This is a genomic window from Bathymodiolus heckerae thiotrophic gill symbiont (assembly GCF_900128515.1).
Taxonomy (GTDB): Bacteria; Pseudomonadota; Gammaproteobacteria; order PS1; family Pseudothioglobaceae; genus Thioglobus_A.
Genome location: NZ_FQTP01000011.1, coordinates 1 through 17,097 on the forward strand (window position 1 = coordinate 1; position 17,097 = coordinate 17,097).

Consider the following 17,097-nt stretch of genomic DNA (forward strand, 5'->3'; position numbering starts at 1 on the left):
GGCGCTAAGTCATTTCTTGCTTTGTTAAATTTTTCATTGTTAAGAATAACTATCAATTTTAAAATTTGCCGTGCAATTAATAACTTAGTATCTTGCAGAATTTTTCCATATTCATTAAGGATGGGCTAGCATGGCAAAAATTAAGGTTGAATTTGTTTGTAGAGAATGTGGCGCTTCGCAGTCACAATGGGCGGGGCAATGTTTAATTTGTAAAGAGTGGAATAGTTTAGAAGAGGTTGTCTTATCTCAAGCTACTTCTTCAAAACCTGCAAGTTTGCAAGATATTCCTGCTTCCAAGGTGCAAAACCTAGCCGAGATTAAAACTGAAAATAGAGCCAGATTAAGTACAGGTTTAAGTGAGCTTGACCATACTTTGGGCGGTGGCCTGGTAGATGGATCGGTGGTATTAATTGGTGGTGATCCGGGTATTGGCAAATCAACCCTTATCTTACAAGCCATGGCAGCCATTAACAAAACCAATACAACCTTATATGTGAGTGGTGAAGAGTCGGCGCAACAAATTAGCGATCGAGCGATTCGCCTGGGTATTAATGAAGATATCTTGCTATTAAGCGAAACCCATTTAGAAAAAATTATTAAGCTGGTCAAAGAAGTCAAGCCAAAAGTCATTGTCATTGATTCGATCCAAACCATGGTCACGGACGGCTCAACTTCAGCGCCAGGCTCGGTGACTCAAGTGCGTGATTGCGCCGCGCAATTAACTCAATTCTCCAAACAAACTAATACTATTTTACTAATGATTGGTCATGTGACCAAAGGTGGTGCACTTGCTGGCCCAAGAATTCTTGAGCATATGGTTGATGCTGTGTTGTATTTTGAAGGTGATGCGGGCGGTCGTTTTCGTATTATCCGTGCGGTTAAAAACCGCTTTGGTGCGGTGAATGAGATCAGTGTGTTTGCCATGGGTGAAACAGGCTTGCAACAAGTGGACAATCCTTCGGCTATATTTTTATCTAATCAAGCTAAGACATCGCCAGGATCCATGGTGATGGTTACACGTGAAGCGACTCGTCCATTAATGGTTGAGGTACAAGCTTTGGTTGATCAAGCTAGCAGCAATCCTAAACGTGTGTGTGTTGGTCTGGATCAAAATCGCCTAGCACTACAATTAGCAGTTCTACACAAGCATGGCGGTATTGCTACGCACGATCAAGATGTATTTGTAAATGTGGTTGGCGGCATCAAAGTTAATGAAACTGCTTCTGATTTGGTGGTGATGTTCGCTATTATGTCGAGTCTGAGAGATCGAGTTATTCCCAATGATTGGATTGCATTTGGTGAAGTTGGACTTACTGGTGAGATTCGTCCAGTCTACAATGCGATTGAGCGTCTATCAGAGGCGCAAAAACACGGTTTTAAGGTGGCAATCATACCAAAGGGTAATCTACCTAAAAAAACGCCTAAAGGGCTAAAAATAATTCCAGTAGAGTATCTGTATCAAGCTCTCCAATATATGAGTGAGAATACCTAGCTGTTTTATTTTACTAAAATTTGAAACTTTTTATCTATGTATGACGTAATAATAGATAAGCTATTTATTGTTTAAGGGTGAAAAAATGGTATTAGAAATTGTGTTTGCAGCTGGTTGCTTTTGGGGTGTGGAAAAAAACTTTGAAAAAATAGATGGTGTCGTTGAGGTGACCTCTGGCTATGCTGGCGGTAGTTATCCCAACCCTAGTTATGATGAAGTACTCAAAAATCGAAATCTTCAAAGTTCAGGTTTTATTAGTTTTTTAGAAAATATTGGGCTCACTGATAAAAGTGAACTCGAAGTTGATAAAATGCTGGTTAATCATACCGAAGTGGTCAAGGTTAGTTACAATTCAGAGAAGGTATCAACTGAATCTTTGATTAAAAATTTTTGGGAAATTCATGATCCAACGCAGGTAAATGGACAAGGAGCTGATATTGGTAATAATTACCGTTCGGCGCTTTATTGGACTACAAAAAATCAAGAAGCAATTGCACTAAGTACTGGGCAAAAATTTCAAAAGCTATTAACTGCTAAAGGTCATGGCAAGATTGTTACCGAAATTAAACAATTAGATAAATTTTGGCCTGCAGAGGATTATCATCAAAATTATCTAGTTAAAAATCCAAACGGTTATTGCCCTAATCATGCTACTGGTGTGAAATTTGATCAATCTATAAAAAAGCAAGTAGCACATGAGATAGTCAAGCCACTTAGTGGTATGGAAATTTTAGTGATCGAAGCAGAAGATAAAGGCTCGTGTTTATACTGTTTACAATTTGAAAAAAATGTAACCTTAAAATATAAAGGCAGCATTCCCCTTAGAAGCACCCCAATGACTGCACTACAAGGTTTTGATTTAAAAACACCAACCTGGGCAACGCCAACTATTTTCTTTATTAAAGATGGTAAAGAAGTTTGGGCTCAGCAAGGATATATGTCACCGAGTGAATTTTATAAAGCATTGGGTGAGTTTAAACTTGGAAAATCGTCAGAAGCTTTTGATGTTGCTTTTAATAAAGCCACAGATGGCAGATTTTGTAAGCAATACGATATTTTTAAAAATACACCTGACGGCGTATTTGTGGATAAATTATCAGGCAGAATGTTATTTGATACACGTGATCGATTTAATTCAAAATCTGGATGGTTGTCTTTTACCAAACCGGTAACAGGAGAGGTGTATGAAAAAGCGGATAATAGCTTTGGTATGACTCGCACAGAGATACGCTCTGTTAGTTCAGATATTCATCTAGGTCATGTGTTCAATGATGGTCCTAATGGCAAATCAAGATATTGCATTAATGCTACTGTATTGGAGTTTATACCTCGGAAAAATGACAAAAATTAACGTCAATATCCTCTACTAACAAAAACTTACTTGGAGCTAAAGAGAAAGTGAATAATTAAGGGTTTTACCTTGAGTATATCTGAAAATATTTAGTATTTTTATATTGATTGACTGAAAGGTTGGTATAGTTTAGTATTAAGCAATACAATCAAACAAGGATAGACAATGAATAAATTTATTTTGGCAATTTTTTTAGTAGTATCTATATCTTCTTCTGCAAATTTTGAATCAGTATGGGAAAAAAGCGTTGGTTGGACTATTGAAAGTACAAAAATCATAGACAGCTTTGAGCATGAGAATGGCAGAGTTGAGTCTGCTTTTCAAGGGTGTGAAGTAGGCAGAAATATTAATTTTCGCGATGATACTTATGTTACTTGTAATACTAAGGGGTACCAATATGCCCACGCCCCAACTGCAATATTACTTAGTAAGAATGTTTCTTATGGAAATAAATCTTCTAAAATATGGAGGATGATCGTTAATAATGAGATATATGGAATAGAGTAAGTTTTACAAAATCCAATTAAAACCTAAGGGCTTCATTCTCAGTTTTTTTGTTTATATTAAAGATCAACTCCTTTTTGAGCTTTGATGTTTGCTCTAAAAGCATGCTTGATATCTTTCACTTCGCTAACAGTATCGGCGATATCAATTAAGCTTTTAGATGCAGCTCGCCCTGTGATAACTACATGTTGATTTTTTGGTCGATTGTTTAGCGCATCAAGGATCATCTGTTCATCTAAGTACTTATAGCTAATCATATAAGTTAGCTCATCAAGTACGACCAAATCAATAGACTTGTCTTTTAAATAACCCTGTGCCTTTGACCAAGTCTCAACTGCCATAGCAGTATCGTATTCTTTATCCTGTGTATCCCAAGTAAAGCCGGTTTTCATGAAAGCAGTTTGCACGTTGGGTTGTTTTGCTAGGAATGCATCTTCACCGGTATCTTGCATACCTTTTAAAAACTTGGCAATACCAACTTGCATGTTGTAGCCAAGTGCACGACAAACCATGCCTAGTGAAGATGATGATTTACCCTTGCCGTTACCGGTTAGCAGTACGATAATGCCTTTATCAATATTAGCCTCTTGTATGCGAGAATCAATATGATTTTTCTTGCGCTGCATACGCGCCCTGTAAGAAGTGCCCTTGGGGTATTTCTTATATTGATTGTCTGCCATGGATTTTAGCTAGTTTTCTGTGCTGAAAAATATGGGATAAACGAATAACGATGGTTGAGAGTGAAAATAATAGTAATTGCAACCATCCAATAAAGCACTAATGGGATTTCAGCCACTGACCACTGCGCTACGTAGTCAGGGAAATTAACCCAACCTGTTTTTGCATAAGTAGTTGTAAAGAAGTAATAGCTTGAAGTTGCTACAAGCCATTGAGTGCTTGTCGCTGTAATAACAACTAGTGCATTTTTTATAATACTAGTGTCAAGCTTTAGGCTGCTAATATATTTACCAATCCAAAAGATTCCGTAGTAAGTAAGTGGTAATACACTATAAGCGGGGGTGATGCAATTAGCACTAACACCTTCATGTACGATTGCATAGTTATCAATCGCCACAGCGCTTAATATGATCACAAAAGCTACCCAAAATTTGCGCAAGTAAATGCCAGCAATGAATAAAGCAGGGATGGTAAAGTCAGGCAAATGCACAAAGGCCGATAACCAATTAGAGTGGCCACGTGTAGCAATCATAAGTAATACCATAATAAATACAGCAAATATGGTCCTGGTTTTATTGATTTTATCTGTCATTTGAAATCCTTGTTATTCAAAGTTAATGGTTTTATTATAGTCAATGTTATTGCCAATCGGTAAAGACAAAGCCGTCTCGCTCTACAGTTTCACCTTGGGCAATATCAACAGGGCTGCTAAAGTCTGGTGAGTCGTATACAAAGGTATGGAACTCACCATTTTCCCCGCAAGGGTCGACACTGCTTGGCAAGGACTTTAGTAAGTTTTGATTAAAAGCGTGCCCGGCAAAATCAGTTGATATCTGTTTAGGGTCAATACAAGTGATATTTGCCTTGATGCCAATATCAATAATGCATTTAGATAGCTCTTGAGTGTCAATTCCCCAGCAAGGGAATATTGGCTCAATGCCAGTGCCATCCATTTGTTTGATTCGATAATCGCGTATATCTTCTAAATACAAATCACCAAATGCTACAGCTTCAATATTATCATTTTGAATCTTAACTATAAACTCTGACATGATTCTTTCATAATCAGCATTCGAGCAAGGAAAAGGAATTTTAATAATATGCAAAGGTAGTCCACAAGCATCAGCTTGTTGTTTTAATAGCTTAACACGAGTGGCGTGCATAGCTACTCGATCAAACTCTTGATTGACTGTCGTAAAAAGACCCGAGAGATTAATACTTGAATCTTTAAGAAGTAGATGCAAGGCAAAAGCACTATCCTTGCCGCTACTCCATGATAACAAAGTTCGTTTAGAAGCTATGTGTCACTCCTATATTAAAAGTACGACCTAGTTGATTATAGTCTTTTGCAACTTCATATTTTTTATCTAAAGCGTTATTTAGAGTTCCAGTAACCTTCCATGCATTGTTGTAATCATAGCTAGTGGCAAAATTAACAAGTGTATATCCATTTAATTTATCAGATCCACTATTTGTATCCCAAGCCCACGATTTACTAATTATATTTACTCTATTACTATATTTTCCTATTTGCTTCCTTACAGTAATTCCAATTGAATGTTTTGGCCTTCTTCCTGTTTGATGTGAGGTGCCATTTTTGATCGAACTGTTATAAGAGTACTCAGCACTTACATCTAAATTTAATATATCAGCCATAACCGTAAGATCAGCACCTTTTATGTCATATCTTCCATCATTAGTGTAATAATGCGATCCCCATGGGCCGTTATATTTAAAAAAACTATCAACTTTATTTTTATAAGCTTTGATAGATGCCGTACCCCAGTTGCTCTTTTTTTCAATACCCAGTTCAATATTTTTTGATTGCTCTGGCTCTAATTCAGTTCTGTTTTGCGCAATATTGGCATCAGTTTTTGAAATTGATGCGAGTTTGGTTGCCTTGCCATATGAGCCAGAAATCCTCCAATTTGAGCTTAAGTTCCTGGCTAAGCCTAGATTGTATGTAAGGTGATTGCCAAATCTGTCATGGTCTATATTTCTAAATCCGAATACAATATCATTGCCATAGACTACTCGTTGCCATTGTGCAAAAATATCTGTATTTGAGTTATGGGTTGTTCCGGAGGCTTTCTCATCTTTTTGAAAAGACATTCCACCATTTAACAATCCATTGTCAACATTAAATTCACTTGCAAAAGTAAGATCGCTCTCCTTGTAGTCAGAGCCGTAATAAGATTGTTTATTTTGAGCATAAGTTAATTTAGATCGCAATCCATTAGCAAGAATATGATTGATTTCTACATTGTATTGATTTAAATCATTATTATTTGTACCATCATCATATTGAACATCTGCACTTGAGTCTAGAATACCAAGCCTAACATTTGTATTTTTAGAAAAATTTTTACCGAAATTTATGCCAAATGATCTCCTATCAGTAGAGTCTTTATCTGTACTGCCTGTTTTTTTAGCATCAATGCCATCAGTATGATAATCACTAACGGTGAAATTTATATAATTACCATCTTTCTGTAGACTGGATGAGTAGCTTATTTTTTTACTATTATGAGATCCATAAGAAATATTAATTGAGCTATGTTCTCCATCTTTTGATTCTCTGTTAGTAAATACATGTACTACGCCACCAATAGCTCCAGAACCATACAAAGAAGAATACGGCCCTTTGATTATTTCAACTCTTTCAATTTGATCAAACGGAATAATCTCTAAATGAGGCTGTCCGTACCAACTAACTTTAATGCCATCAACAAGTACAATTGTATGTCTAGCATCATTACCACGAATTCGTATAGCTGCAGTACTACCTTGCCCCGCCTCAAGGTTGGCTGAAGGGATAGTTGCAAGTAATTCTAGAAAAGTTCTTGCACCGCTTTGTTCAATTTCTTCTTTGCTTACAACAATCTTGGATGCAATAGAGCCGATAACAGGATTAGTTGTCCTGTATTCTGAGTTTAAATAAATAGGAATAGGGCCTAATACTGCATTGGTTGCTGTAGAAAAAGTTAGTGCTGAAATGCTAGTGACTAAAGAGAGTTGTTTGATATTCATGATTGCTCCGTTAAATTATTAACGAGCGAGAGTAGACATTGCGCAGTGATGCGTTAATCTAACTCACCACCCATCGTAGTTGTTAATTTGTTGTTTAAATGTGTATCGGACTTTACCGTTGCGAGGGCAGTGTTAGAATTTAACTAACTTCCAGTGATTTAAACTTTGCGCATATTATAGAGTTTTATTGCTATATTAGTTGGTTTAATTGCCAGGCTTGTTTCAAGCAAAAATTTAAGTGATATTAACGTAAAATAAATTGAAATTTTTAAGGAATATTGTTAATGAGTGAAATCTACAATTTTAGTGCTGGTCCTGCAGCACTACCTAAATCGGTATTACGCCAGATTCAAGAAGAATTACTAGAGTATGGCAATGCTAAAGCTTCAGTGATGGAGATCTCTCATCGTGGTGTTGATTTTATGCAAGTGGCACAAAAGGCCGAGCAAGACTTACGTGAGTTAATGAATATTCCAAATAACTATAAGGTGTTATTTTTGCAAGGCGGCGCTTCTGCACAATTTTCAATGGTGCCAATTAATTTACTACGAGGCAAAACTAAAGCAAGCTACGTTAATACGGGGCATTGGTCAGTTAAGGCGATTGCTGAAGCGCAGCGTTATTGTGAGGTGAATATTTGCACAGATAGTACGGCTAATAAATTTACAGATATTGAAGATTTTGCAAATTGGAATATTGATCAAGATAGTGCTTATCTGCACTACACATCAAATGAAACCATTGCTGGCCTAGAGTTTGATTTTATCCCTGAAGTAGATATGCCGATTGTAGCAGATATGTCATCCACTATCTTGTCTCGTGAAATTGACGTTTCCAAGTTTGGTGTGATTTATGCGGGTGCACAAAAAAACATTGGCATGGCGGGTGCAACGGTAGTGATAGTGCGCGAAGATTTAATTGGTGATGTTGTGCCAAAGCAACCCATTTTGTTTGATTATGCAACTCAGGCTAATAATAATTCAATGTATAACACGCCATCAACCTTTCCTTGGTATGCAGCGGGGCGTGTATTTGAGTGGTTAAAAGAGCAAGGTGGCATTAAGGCAATAGAGGCTATTAATGAGCGCAAAGCCAGTAAGCTTTATGCAACAATTGATAGTTCTGATTTTTATTCAAATCCAGTTAATCCAAAATATCGCTCATGGATGAATGTGCCATTTATTTTGGCAGATGATAGTCTTGATAAACTGTTCCTAGAAAAGTCTTATAATGCTAACTTATTAGCGCTTAAAGGGCATAAGTCTGTGGGCGGAATGCGCGCTAGTATTTATAATTCTATGCCAGAGAGTGGCGTGGACACATTAATTGAATTTATGGCAGATTTTGAGAAACAGCATGGGTAAAAAAACACTAGCAGAATTACGAATTGAAATTGATGCGTTGGATAAAGAAATTCAGACGCTTATTGGTAATCGTGCCGATTTGGCAGGCGAAGTGGCCGAAGTTAAAATAGCAGAAGATGTTAATAGTGTTTTCTACCGTCCTGAGCGCGAAGCTCAAGTGTTGCGTTCTATTATTGAGCGTAACGATAGTCAGCTTAAAGATAAAGATATGGCACATATTTTCCGTGAAATTATATCGGCCTGTCTTGCGCTAGAGCGGCCGTTAAATATTGCGTATTTAGGCCCCGAGGGAACATTCACTCAAGAGGCAGCTTTAAAGCATTTTGGCCATGCAGTATCAACCCTGGATTGTGGTAGTATCGATGAGATATTCCATCAAGTAGAAAAAGGTAATGCACACTATGGTGTTGTACCAATTGAGAATTCCTCGAATGGTGTAATTGGCGGTACGGTTGATATGCTGTATTCGCAAGATCTTAAGATTTGTGGCGAGGTGGAAATATCTATTGCACACCAGTTAATGAGTGCTGATCAATCGCAAGAAATTAAAGTGATTTATGCGCATCAACAAGCACTGGATCAATGTCAGCGCTGGTTGGCAAATCATTACCCAAATGTAACTTTAAAGGAAGTTTCCTCTAATGCATTAGCGGCACGAATTGTTAAAGATGAAGTGGGCGCTGCAGCAATTGCTTCTGAAGCGGCTTTAAGTCTGTATGGTTTGGAGAGAATTGCTAAAAATATTGAAGATCGAACTGGAAATACCACTCGTTTCTTAATTTTAAGTAAAGAGTCTGTTGAGCCTTCTGGTCACGATAAAACTTCAATTTTGGTGACCACAAAACACGAAGCAGGTGCTTTACTAGATTTGCTTGAGCCGTTTAAAGATCAAGGTATCAATATGGCACAGATTGCACGCCACCCAATCCCTGGGGTTAAATGGGAGTATTTATTCTTGATCGATATTGAAGGTCATCAAGACGATGTTAAAGTTAAATCGGCATTAGCTGAAGTAGATAATCGTGTGCAAAAAATGAGCATTTTGGGTTCATACCCAGTCGCTGTATTATGAGTGTTTGTGATAGCATCAAATCCCTGAAGCCATATCAGGGTGGTAAGCCTATCAGCGAACTTCAAAGAGAGCTTGGGCTTGATCGAGTGGTTAAACTCGCTAGCAATGAAAATCCGTTAGGACTTGGTCAGCAAACTTTAGAGGCAATGCAAAAAGCAATCACAGAAGTTGATCGCTATCCTGACGGCAATGGTTTTGAATTAAAACAAGCCATTGGTAATCATCTTGATGTTTCGATTGATGCGATTACTTTGGGTAACGGCTCGAATGATATTTTAGAGCTTATTGCTAGAGCTTATGTTTGCCAAAGTACGGACGAAGTAATATTCTCCGAATATGCTTTTGTGGTTTATCCTCTAGTTACACAAGCATTAGGCGCTCAAGCTGTTGTGACAAAATCCAAAGATTTTGGCCATGATTTAGAGGCGATGTTGTTGGCAATAACAGACAACACTAAGTTAATTTTTATTGCAAATCCGAATAATCCGACAGGTACATTGCTAGCAAATGAGGCGATACATGCATTTTTATCGCGCGTACCAACTTCAATTACCGTGGTTTTGGACCAGGCTTATTTTGAGTATTTAGATGAAGAGGATTTGGCGATTGGCTGGTTAAAGGAATTTGAGCATTTAATTATTACTAGAACTTTTTCGAAAGCTTATGGTTTGGCTGGTTTAAGAGTGGGTTATAGCGTATCAAGTAGCAAAATTTCTGATTATATTAATCGTATTCGCCAACCGTTCAATGTTAATCATATCGCTCAAGTGGCCTCAGTTTCTGCGCTGGATGACCAATCACACTTAGTGCGCTCGGTGATGGCTAATAAAAATGGCTTAAAGCAATTAGCCGGAGGCTTTGATAAGTTGGGTTTAAGCTATATACCGTCTTCTGCTAATTTTATTGCTGTTAAGGTTGAGGATGCTCCAAAGCTTTACCAGCAACTATTAGAGCTTGGATTTATTGTGCGTCCTGTAGAAATGAAAAACTACCTACGAGTATCAATTGGCACCTCTAGAGAAATATCAGATTTTTTAGATGCTTTAAAGTCAGTATTATGATGAACAAAATTTGTATTATTGGAGTAGGTTTGATTGGCGGATCTTTTGCGGCAGGTTTAAAAAAATCTAACCAAGTTGAAACCATTGTTGGTTTCGGTAGAAATGAATCAAACTTAATTAAAGCCCAAGCATTAAACGTTATCGATGAATACTCTTTAGATATTGCTCAAGCATTGGTTGGTGCTAGTTTGATATTGATTGCCACCCCAGTTAATAGTTTTAAATCAGTGCTAGAAATGATCAAGCCACATGTAACAGAAAAGATGATTGTGACTGATGTGGGTAGTACTAAAACTAGTGTAGTTGATATGGCTAGACAAGTATTTGAAACGGTGCCTGAGAATTTTATTCCCGCTCACCCAATTGCTGGCAAAGAGCAAAGTGGCGTTGAGGCGGCAGATGCTAACCTATTTAACAATAAGCGCGTTATTATTACCCCAGAAGTTAATGCCAATACTCAATCTGTTGCTACGGTGAGCGAATTATGGGAAGCTATAGGTGCTAAGGTGGAAATTATGAATACCAGTAAACATGATGATTTATTAGCCATGACATCGCATTTGCCACATATGCTGGCATTTGGATTGATGGATTATTTAATAAGTAACGATCCAGATGCTTGTGATTATGCAGCAGGTGGGTTTAAAGATTTTTCACGCATTGCTTCGAGTGATGCGGTGATGTGGCGCGATATTTGTATTAACAATCCAGAGCAAATTGTTAAGCACATTGAGGGTTATCAAAAGAGTTTGGATAATATCGCCAATTTGATTAAAAACAACCAGCCAGAAGCGCTAGAGAAATTATTTTCCGATGCAAAATCTGCAAGAGATGGCTGGCTAAAAGACTAAATATTATGAGTAAGTTTATAGCAAGTCCGGCAACGACGTTGTCAGGAGAATTAAAAGTTCCAGGAGATAAATCAATCTCACATCGTTCTATTATGTTGGGATCGCTGTCCAAAGGTGTTACCAAGGTGAGCGGCTTCTTAAAAGGTGAAGATGCGCTTTCTACACTTAAAGCATTTCAAGCTATGGGTGTTGAAATTGAGCGTGATGGCGATAATGTAATTATTCATGGTGTTGGTATCAATGGACTAAAAAAACCACAAAATCCTCTAAATTTAGGCAACTCAGGTACCTCTATTAGATTAATGTCAGGCATTCTTGCAGCTCAAGCATTTGATTGTGAGCTAATTGGTGATGAATCATTATCAAAACGCCCAATGGATAGGGTAATCAACCCGTTAAAAGAGATGGGTGCGGTGATTGATAGTAATGACGGTAAGCCACCTTTGAAAATTACCGGCGGTCAAAAACTTAAAGGCATTCATTATGATTTGCCAGTGGCATCTGCTCAAGTTAAATCTTGCGTACTATTAGCAGGTTTATATGCCGATGGCGATACTTGTGTAACTGAGCCTACGCCTACGCGTGATCATACCGAGCGTATGCTTAAAGGATTGGGCTACGATGTTCGTGTTAACGCTAACCAAATGTGTTTAACAGGTGGTGGCGAATTAACCGCGACTGAAATTCAAGTTCCAAGTGACATTTCATCAGCGGCATTTTTTATGGTTGCAGCAGCGATTGCACCAAAATCAGACGTTACTTTGTTAGGTGTTAATGTCAATCCAACCCGTACAGGTGTCATTAATATATTACAACTAATGGGTGCAAATCTTACGCTGTCTAATGAGCGTGAAATTGGTGGTGAGCTATTGGCTGATATTCGCATTCAATCATCTAAACTTAAAGGTATTCATATTCCAGAAGCATTAGTGCCATTAGCTATTGATGAGTTTCCGGCTGTATTTATTGCAGCATCTTGTGCACAGGGAGAAACTATATTAACAGGTGCCAAAGAATTGCGAGTAAAGGAATCAGATCGCATCCAAGTGATGGCGGATGGTTTGAATATTCTTGGGATTGAAAATGAAGTATTGGAAGATGGTATAAAAATTCAAGGCGGACAATTCAAAAAACCAACATCGATGATTGAATCTCATCATGATCACCGTATTTCAATGTCATTTGCAGTGGCATCATTAAGATGTGATTATCCAATTGAAATTAACGGCGTTGATAATGTGATGACTTCTTTTCCAAACTTTGTTGAACTGTCTAATTCAGCTGGCATGAGTATTGTTGAAGTTTAGAAAACAATAGGACAATAAAAAAGGCGCTCAATGAGCGCCTTTTTTATGAGTTAAAAAGCTAAGCGCTTAGTAACCACCTTTACGTCTAGTCTCTGGAAGTCCAGCAACTTTACCCGCTTGCTTAGCAGGACCTTTAGGGAATAATGCGTACAATTCTTTTGTACCTAATTTACCATCCCAGTCAGCTTTCAAGCCTTTTACCATGTTACGTTCGTTAGGCTGATTAGCGTTGTTGTTAATGTATTCATTGCGCAAGAAGTTGATCAACTTAAAGCTGTCGTCAGTTAATGCAACGCCTTCTTCTGCTGCAATTTCTTGAGCAATATCCTCGTTCCAATCCGTTAAGTTTACTAAGTAACCGTGACCATCTCTTTCTAAATCTGCTAATGCCATTGTATTTCCTCCAATGTGAAAATCTATAAAAAGAACTTATTATATAATAACGAGGTTTTACTTTACCTTTTTTTTGTACGGATATTATTTATGACACTTGAAAACGCATCGCCATTCTTCGCTTGGGACGTTTCATCTTACTTAGCGCTGTTTTTAATCACCGCTTTTATGATCGTTAGTCTTGATCATTTAATTTTTAATAAGTCTGATAAAACCAGCCATCTAACCCCTGACAAAACAGGATTTAAAAAATTTGTATATTTTATTTTATTTTTGCGTTTTAATAAAAATGAAAAATATGAAAATCGCCCCAAGATGGTGCAATGGTCGGCAGAATTTTTCCCAGTGTTGTTATTGGTATTTTTATTGCGTGGTTTTATTGTAGAGCCATTCCGAATTCCATCAAATTCTATGATGCCAACACTGCTGACGGGTGATTTTATTTTGGTATCAAAGTTTAATTATGGCATCAGCATTCCAGTTATAAATAAAAAACTAATCGAATTTGAAAAACCTAAAAGAGGCGATGTGATTGTTTTTAGATATCCTAATTATGAAAAAAATGACAAATATCAGGGCGCTGATTTTATTAAACGCATTGTTGGCATTCCGGGTGATGAGGTTGTTTATCATGCAGATCAGTTACGCGTTAATGGCGTTAAGATTGCTTATGAAAATTTTAAAGATTATCAAGGGGTCGAATCAGGCACCGACATGACTGGATTCAGGCATAAGCGTGAGTTTTTAGAAACCAATCCACATGATATTTTGCTTGATCCGAATAGAGCTTCAAGAGGGGTGAAAGCAACCGTACCAGCAGAGCATTATTTCGTTATGGGTGATAATCGATCACGCAGTAGTGATTCACGTTTCTGGGGTTTTGTGCCAGAAAGTTATATTGTTGGTAAAGCGTTCGGTATTTGGATGCATTACGATGACTCATTAAAGTTTGAGCGAATCGGTAGTTTTGACTAGCATGTAGTCAAAAAAATTCAGATTAGTTAATATGTTTTAAGATATTGCTAAGCTCATCAGCAGATTTGTAATGAATAATGATCTTGCCTTTGTCACCTGCTGTTTTAATTTCAGTTTTAGAGTCTAGTGTTTTTGATAGTGAGCGCATCAAATCAGAGATATGAGGGTCAATCGCTGAAGTTGTTTTAGTCTTTGGGTTCAATACGCGTTTAACCAGCTCTTCCGTTTGACGAACAGACAAAGATTTAGCCACCACTTGATTGGCTATTGTGCTTTGATCTTCTTCATTTAAAGGTAGTAGTGCGCGAGCATGACCCATTTCAATCTTACCTTTACTGAGTAATTCCTTAGCGTCAGCACCTAGTTGTAATAAACGAATCAGGTTGGTGACGCTTGATCTTGATCTGCCGACAACACTTGAAATCTCTTCATGCGTCATTTTAAAATCTTCAATCAGTTGTTGTAAGGCTTTAGCCTCTTCTAGTGGTGTAAGCGATTCACGTTGAATGTTTTCAATTAGACCAATAGCTAAGGCAACTTGATCATCGATTTCACGGACGATAACAGGCACTTCGCTAAGACCTGCAATTTGAGCTGCATGCCAGCGACGCTCACCTGCAATAATTTCATATTTATCATAAGTGACTTTTCTGACAACTAAAGGTTGAATTACACCTTGAGAGGTAATTGAAGCGGCAAGTTCGTTTAATGTCTCAGGGTCGATGTCATCTCTAGGCTGGAATTTTCCACGCTGAAGATCGCTAACACTTAGCATTTTCATGCTGTTTTCTGAGTCTTTATTATTGTTACTGACTTGACCTAATAAAATGTCTAAGCCACGTCCTAATTTTGAAATTTTTGCCATAATAATTTAAGTAATTGAAGTTTTTCTTAGCACTTCACTGGCTAAGGAAATATATGAAATTGCACCCTTTGATGATCTTGCATAGCAAATTGCATCTTGGCCGAAACTTGGTGCTTCTGCCAATTTTACATTTCTAGGAACAATGGTTTTAAAGACTTTGTGCGAGAAGTACTGTTGTAATTGCAAAGAGACTTCATTAGAAAGATTGTTGCGCGTGTCGTACATGGTTCGTACCAATCCGGTGATTTCAAGTTCAGGATTGGTAGTCTCCTTAATTTTATCAATGGTTTGCATGAGTGCGGTTAAACCTTCTAATGCATAGTATTCACACTGCATGGGTATGATGATGCCATCAGAAGCTGTAAAGGCATTAATAGTCAGCATGTTGAGCGAAGGCGGGCAGTCGATAATCACATAGTCGTAATTACTGGCAACTGAGCTAATGGCATTCTTAAGCTTAAATTCAGAGTTGACGCCGCGCAGTAATGCAACCTCTGCAGCAATCAGATCGGTGTTAGCACCCAGTATATCAATGCCCGAATCATCAACGTGAACAATGGCTTTGTTAATAGTACATTCATCTAATAATAATTCACAAACGCTATTTTCTAGCATGTATTTATCAACGCCACAACCCATGGTGGCATTTCCTTGCGGGTCAATATCAATTAGCAAAACGCGTTTTTTAATTGCACGCAAAGCAGCGCTTAAATTAACAGCAGTAGTTGTTTTCCCAACCCCTCCTTTTTGATTTGCGATTGCTAGAGTAATTGCCATTAATTATTTTCCTAGTACCGTTAATGCTTTAAGTAGGTTGGTCGCCTCATGAACGAAATAATCTTTCTTAAGTCTTTCAATGGCTTTTTCATCCATGGAGGCCTGATTTTTTTCTTGCGCATCAATAATTTCATCTGCAGACATATTGTCTGGCGTTTCTTCTTCTAGATGTCCGTCTAAATCATTTTCTTTAATATCAACGATAGACGCTTCTTTTTCATTCTCAAGACTAATGTTTTTCAGTTCAATATCAGGCACGATACCTTTGGCTTGAATAGAGCGACCGTTTGGTGTGTAGTAACGTGCGGTGGTTACTTTTAGCCCGTAACCTTCATCTAGCTCAATAATCGTTTGTACCGAGCCTTTACCAAAGGAAGTGCTACCCATAATAATAGCGCGTTTATGATCTTGAAGGGCGCCAGCAACAATCTCAGAAGCAGATGCTGAGCCTTCGTTGACCAAAACAACCATTGGCGAGTCTAGCAAAATATCGCCACGTTTAGTCTTAAATTTTAGGTTTGAGCTTTTAATCCTGCCTTCGGTATAAACCACAAGCCCAAGCTTATCGATGAATAAATTAGAAACATCTACCGCACCATTAAGTACGCCACCAGGATTGTTGCGTAAATCTAAAATTAAAGACTTTAGGTAGTTGCCATTTTTTTCAACTAACTTATCAATAGTTTCTTTTAAGAGGTTTGCAGTAGGCCCTTGAAAACTAGAGATGCGTACATAGCCAATATTTTCTTCTAGCAAATAACCTTTAACACTTACAATGGTGATAATTTCACGAGTGATGTCAACTTTAAAAGGTTTTTGATTTTTACGTAAAATGGTTATTTGTATGTCTGTGCCTGGTTCGCCACGCATTAAATCAACACCATCCTCAAGTGTCATGCCACGAACAGGCTTGTCGCCAATTTTTATAATTAAATCACCTGCTTGAATGCCAGCCTTGTAAGCAGGTGTATCATCAATCGGAGAGATAACTTGAATGCCATCATCTTTTTTACTAATAACAATACCCAGTCCACCAAATTTTCCAGAAGCGCCTTCCATTAAACTTTTTTGCTCTTTAGGCTCTAGATAAACTGAATGAGGGTCTAGTCCGCTAACCATGCCTTTGATAGCATTATTAAATAACTCCTTATTTTCAACATCATCAACATACAGTTGTTTGATGTCGCTAAAAACAACGGTAAAAGCTTCAAGGTCTTTAAAGAAGGCTTCTAGCCTTTGTTTTTCAGCGGCAGTTTCTGCGTTAACTTGTAAAGAGAGGCTTAAAAATGTAGAAAATATTGCTAAAAGCAAGGGTTTTTTAAAAAAATTGAAGAAAGTCATAATATAGTTATTTGCTTATACGAAGTTAAAATATAA

General features: G+C 37.6%; 17 protein-coding genes and 1 riboswitch. Of the genes, 9 read left to right on the forward strand and 8 right to left on the reverse strand.

What is annotated here, in order from left to right:
- The first annotated feature begins 130 nt into the window (after positions 1–130).
- From radA to BTHERMOSOX_RS02490, 3 genes are all read left to right on the forward strand, one after another.
- Entirely contained in the window at positions 131–1,492 is a 1,362-nt protein-coding gene (radA, locus tag BTHERMOSOX_RS02480; protein ID WP_138119093.1) for a DNA repair protein RadA, read from the forward strand.
- Positions 1,493–1,577: 85 nt separating this feature from the next.
- Positions 1,578–2,843 (forward strand): peptide-methionine (S)-S-oxide reductase MsrA, encoded by a 1,266-nt coding sequence (gene msrA / locus BTHERMOSOX_RS02485; protein ID WP_138119095.1) that lies wholly within the window; start codon positions 1,578–1,580, stop codon positions 2,841–2,843.
- A 165-nt stretch (positions 2,844–3,008) separates the two neighbouring features.
- Complete coding sequence (locus tag BTHERMOSOX_RS02490; protein WP_138119097.1) at positions 3,009–3,350, forward strand: hypothetical protein; 342 nt, start codon at positions 3,009–3,011, stop codon at positions 3,348–3,350.
- 56 nt (positions 3,351–3,406) lie between these two features.
- On the opposite strand, the gene cobO is transcribed toward BTHERMOSOX_RS02490, so the two are convergent.
- Genes cobO through BTHERMOSOX_RS02510 form a run of 4 tightly spaced genes read right to left on the reverse strand, consistent with a single transcriptional unit; the run spans position 3,407 to position 7,055 of the window.
- Entirely contained in the window at positions 3,407–4,027 is a 621-nt protein-coding gene (gene cobO / locus BTHERMOSOX_RS02495; protein WP_138119099.1) for a cob(I)yrinic acid a,c-diamide adenosyltransferase, read from the reverse strand.
- Between the two features lie 5 nt (positions 4,028–4,032).
- Positions 4,033–4,617: a hypothetical protein gene (locus BTHERMOSOX_RS02500; RefSeq protein ID WP_138119101.1), complete on the reverse strand. Its 585-nt coding sequence runs from the start codon at positions 4,615–4,617 to the stop codon at positions 4,033–4,035.
- 46 nt (positions 4,618–4,663) lie between these two features.
- A complete protein-coding gene (locus BTHERMOSOX_RS02505; protein WP_138119103.1) occupies positions 4,664–5,326 on the reverse strand; it encodes a Dph6-related ATP pyrophosphatase in 663 nt (220 codons plus the stop codon).
- Positions 5,316–7,055 (reverse strand): TonB-dependent receptor plug domain-containing protein, encoded by a 1,740-nt coding sequence (locus BTHERMOSOX_RS02510; protein ID WP_138119105.1) that lies wholly within the window; start codon positions 7,053–7,055, stop codon positions 5,316–5,318. The genes BTHERMOSOX_RS02505 and BTHERMOSOX_RS02510 overlap by 11 nt, the downstream gene beginning before the upstream one ends.
- A gap of 91 nt (positions 7,056–7,146) precedes the next feature.
- A riboswitch (adenosylcobalamin-variant (AdoCbl-variant) riboswitch) is annotated at positions 7,147–7,220 on the reverse strand.
- A 119-nt stretch (positions 7,221–7,339) separates the two neighbouring features.
- Between BTHERMOSOX_RS02510 and serC the strand changes: the two genes are divergently transcribed.
- From serC to aroA, 5 genes are read left to right on the forward strand one after another with little or no spacing between them, the layout of a single operon-like run.
- The gene (serC, locus tag BTHERMOSOX_RS02515; RefSeq protein ID WP_138119107.1) at positions 7,340–8,419 is read left to right on the forward strand and encodes a 3-phosphoserine/phosphohydroxythreonine transaminase; all 1,080 of its coding nucleotides are present in this window, start codon (positions 7,340–7,342) and stop codon (positions 8,417–8,419) included.
- Positions 8,412–9,491 (forward strand): prephenate dehydratase, encoded by a 1,080-nt coding sequence (pheA, locus tag BTHERMOSOX_RS02520; RefSeq protein ID WP_138119109.1) that lies wholly within the window; start codon positions 8,412–8,414, stop codon positions 9,489–9,491. Before serC ends, pheA begins: the two co-directional genes overlap by 8 nt.
- The gene (gene hisC / locus BTHERMOSOX_RS02525) at positions 9,488–10,552 is read left to right on the forward strand and encodes a histidinol-phosphate transaminase (RefSeq protein ID WP_138119111.1); all 1,065 of its coding nucleotides are present in this window, start codon (positions 9,488–9,490) and stop codon (positions 10,550–10,552) included. Before pheA ends, hisC begins: the two co-directional genes overlap by 4 nt.
- Positions 10,549–11,403 carry a prephenate dehydrogenase gene (locus BTHERMOSOX_RS11990; protein WP_138119113.1) on the forward strand — a complete coding sequence of 285 codons (855 nt, stop codon included), beginning with the start codon at positions 10,549–10,551 and terminating at the stop codon, positions 11,401–11,403. Before hisC ends, BTHERMOSOX_RS11990 begins: the two co-directional genes overlap by 4 nt.
- A 5-nt stretch (positions 11,404–11,408) precedes the next feature.
- A complete protein-coding gene (aroA, locus tag BTHERMOSOX_RS11995) occupies positions 11,409–12,710 on the forward strand; it encodes a 3-phosphoshikimate 1-carboxyvinyltransferase (protein WP_138119114.1) in 1,302 nt (433 codons plus the stop codon).
- A 66-nt stretch (positions 12,711–12,776) separates the two neighbouring features.
- On the opposite strand, the gene BTHERMOSOX_RS02540 is transcribed toward aroA, so the two are convergent.
- Positions 12,777–13,103, reverse strand: coding sequence for a TusE/DsrC/DsvC family sulfur relay protein (locus BTHERMOSOX_RS02540; protein WP_138119116.1), 327 nt, complete (start codon positions 13,101–13,103; stop codon positions 12,777–12,779).
- Positions 13,104–13,193: 90 nt separating this feature from the next.
- Here BTHERMOSOX_RS02540 and lepB point away from each other — a divergent pair, with 90 nt between their 5' ends.
- Positions 13,194–14,078, forward strand: a complete 885-nt coding sequence (lepB, locus tag BTHERMOSOX_RS02545) for a signal peptidase I (protein ID WP_138119118.1) — start codon at positions 13,194–13,196, stop codon at positions 14,076–14,078.
- A 22-nt stretch (positions 14,079–14,100) separates the two neighbouring features.
- Here lepB and BTHERMOSOX_RS02550 read toward each other — a convergent pair whose 3' ends face one another.
- Genes BTHERMOSOX_RS02550 through BTHERMOSOX_RS02560 form a run of 3 tightly spaced genes read right to left on the reverse strand, consistent with a single transcriptional unit; the run spans position 14,101 to position 17,061 of the window.
- Complete coding sequence (locus BTHERMOSOX_RS02550; protein WP_138119120.1) at positions 14,101–14,943, reverse strand: ParB/RepB/Spo0J family partition protein; 843 nt, start codon at positions 14,941–14,943, stop codon at positions 14,101–14,103.
- Positions 14,944–14,949: 6 nt separating this feature from the next.
- Positions 14,950–15,720 (reverse strand): ParA family protein, encoded by a 771-nt coding sequence (locus BTHERMOSOX_RS02555; protein WP_138119122.1) that lies wholly within the window; start codon positions 15,718–15,720, stop codon positions 14,950–14,952.
- Between the two features lie 3 nt (positions 15,721–15,723).
- The gene (locus BTHERMOSOX_RS02560) at positions 15,724–17,061 is read right to left on the reverse strand and encodes a S41 family peptidase (protein WP_138119124.1); all 1,338 of its coding nucleotides are present in this window, start codon (positions 17,059–17,061) and stop codon (positions 15,724–15,726) included.
- Positions 17,062–17,097 lie beyond the last annotated feature (36 nt).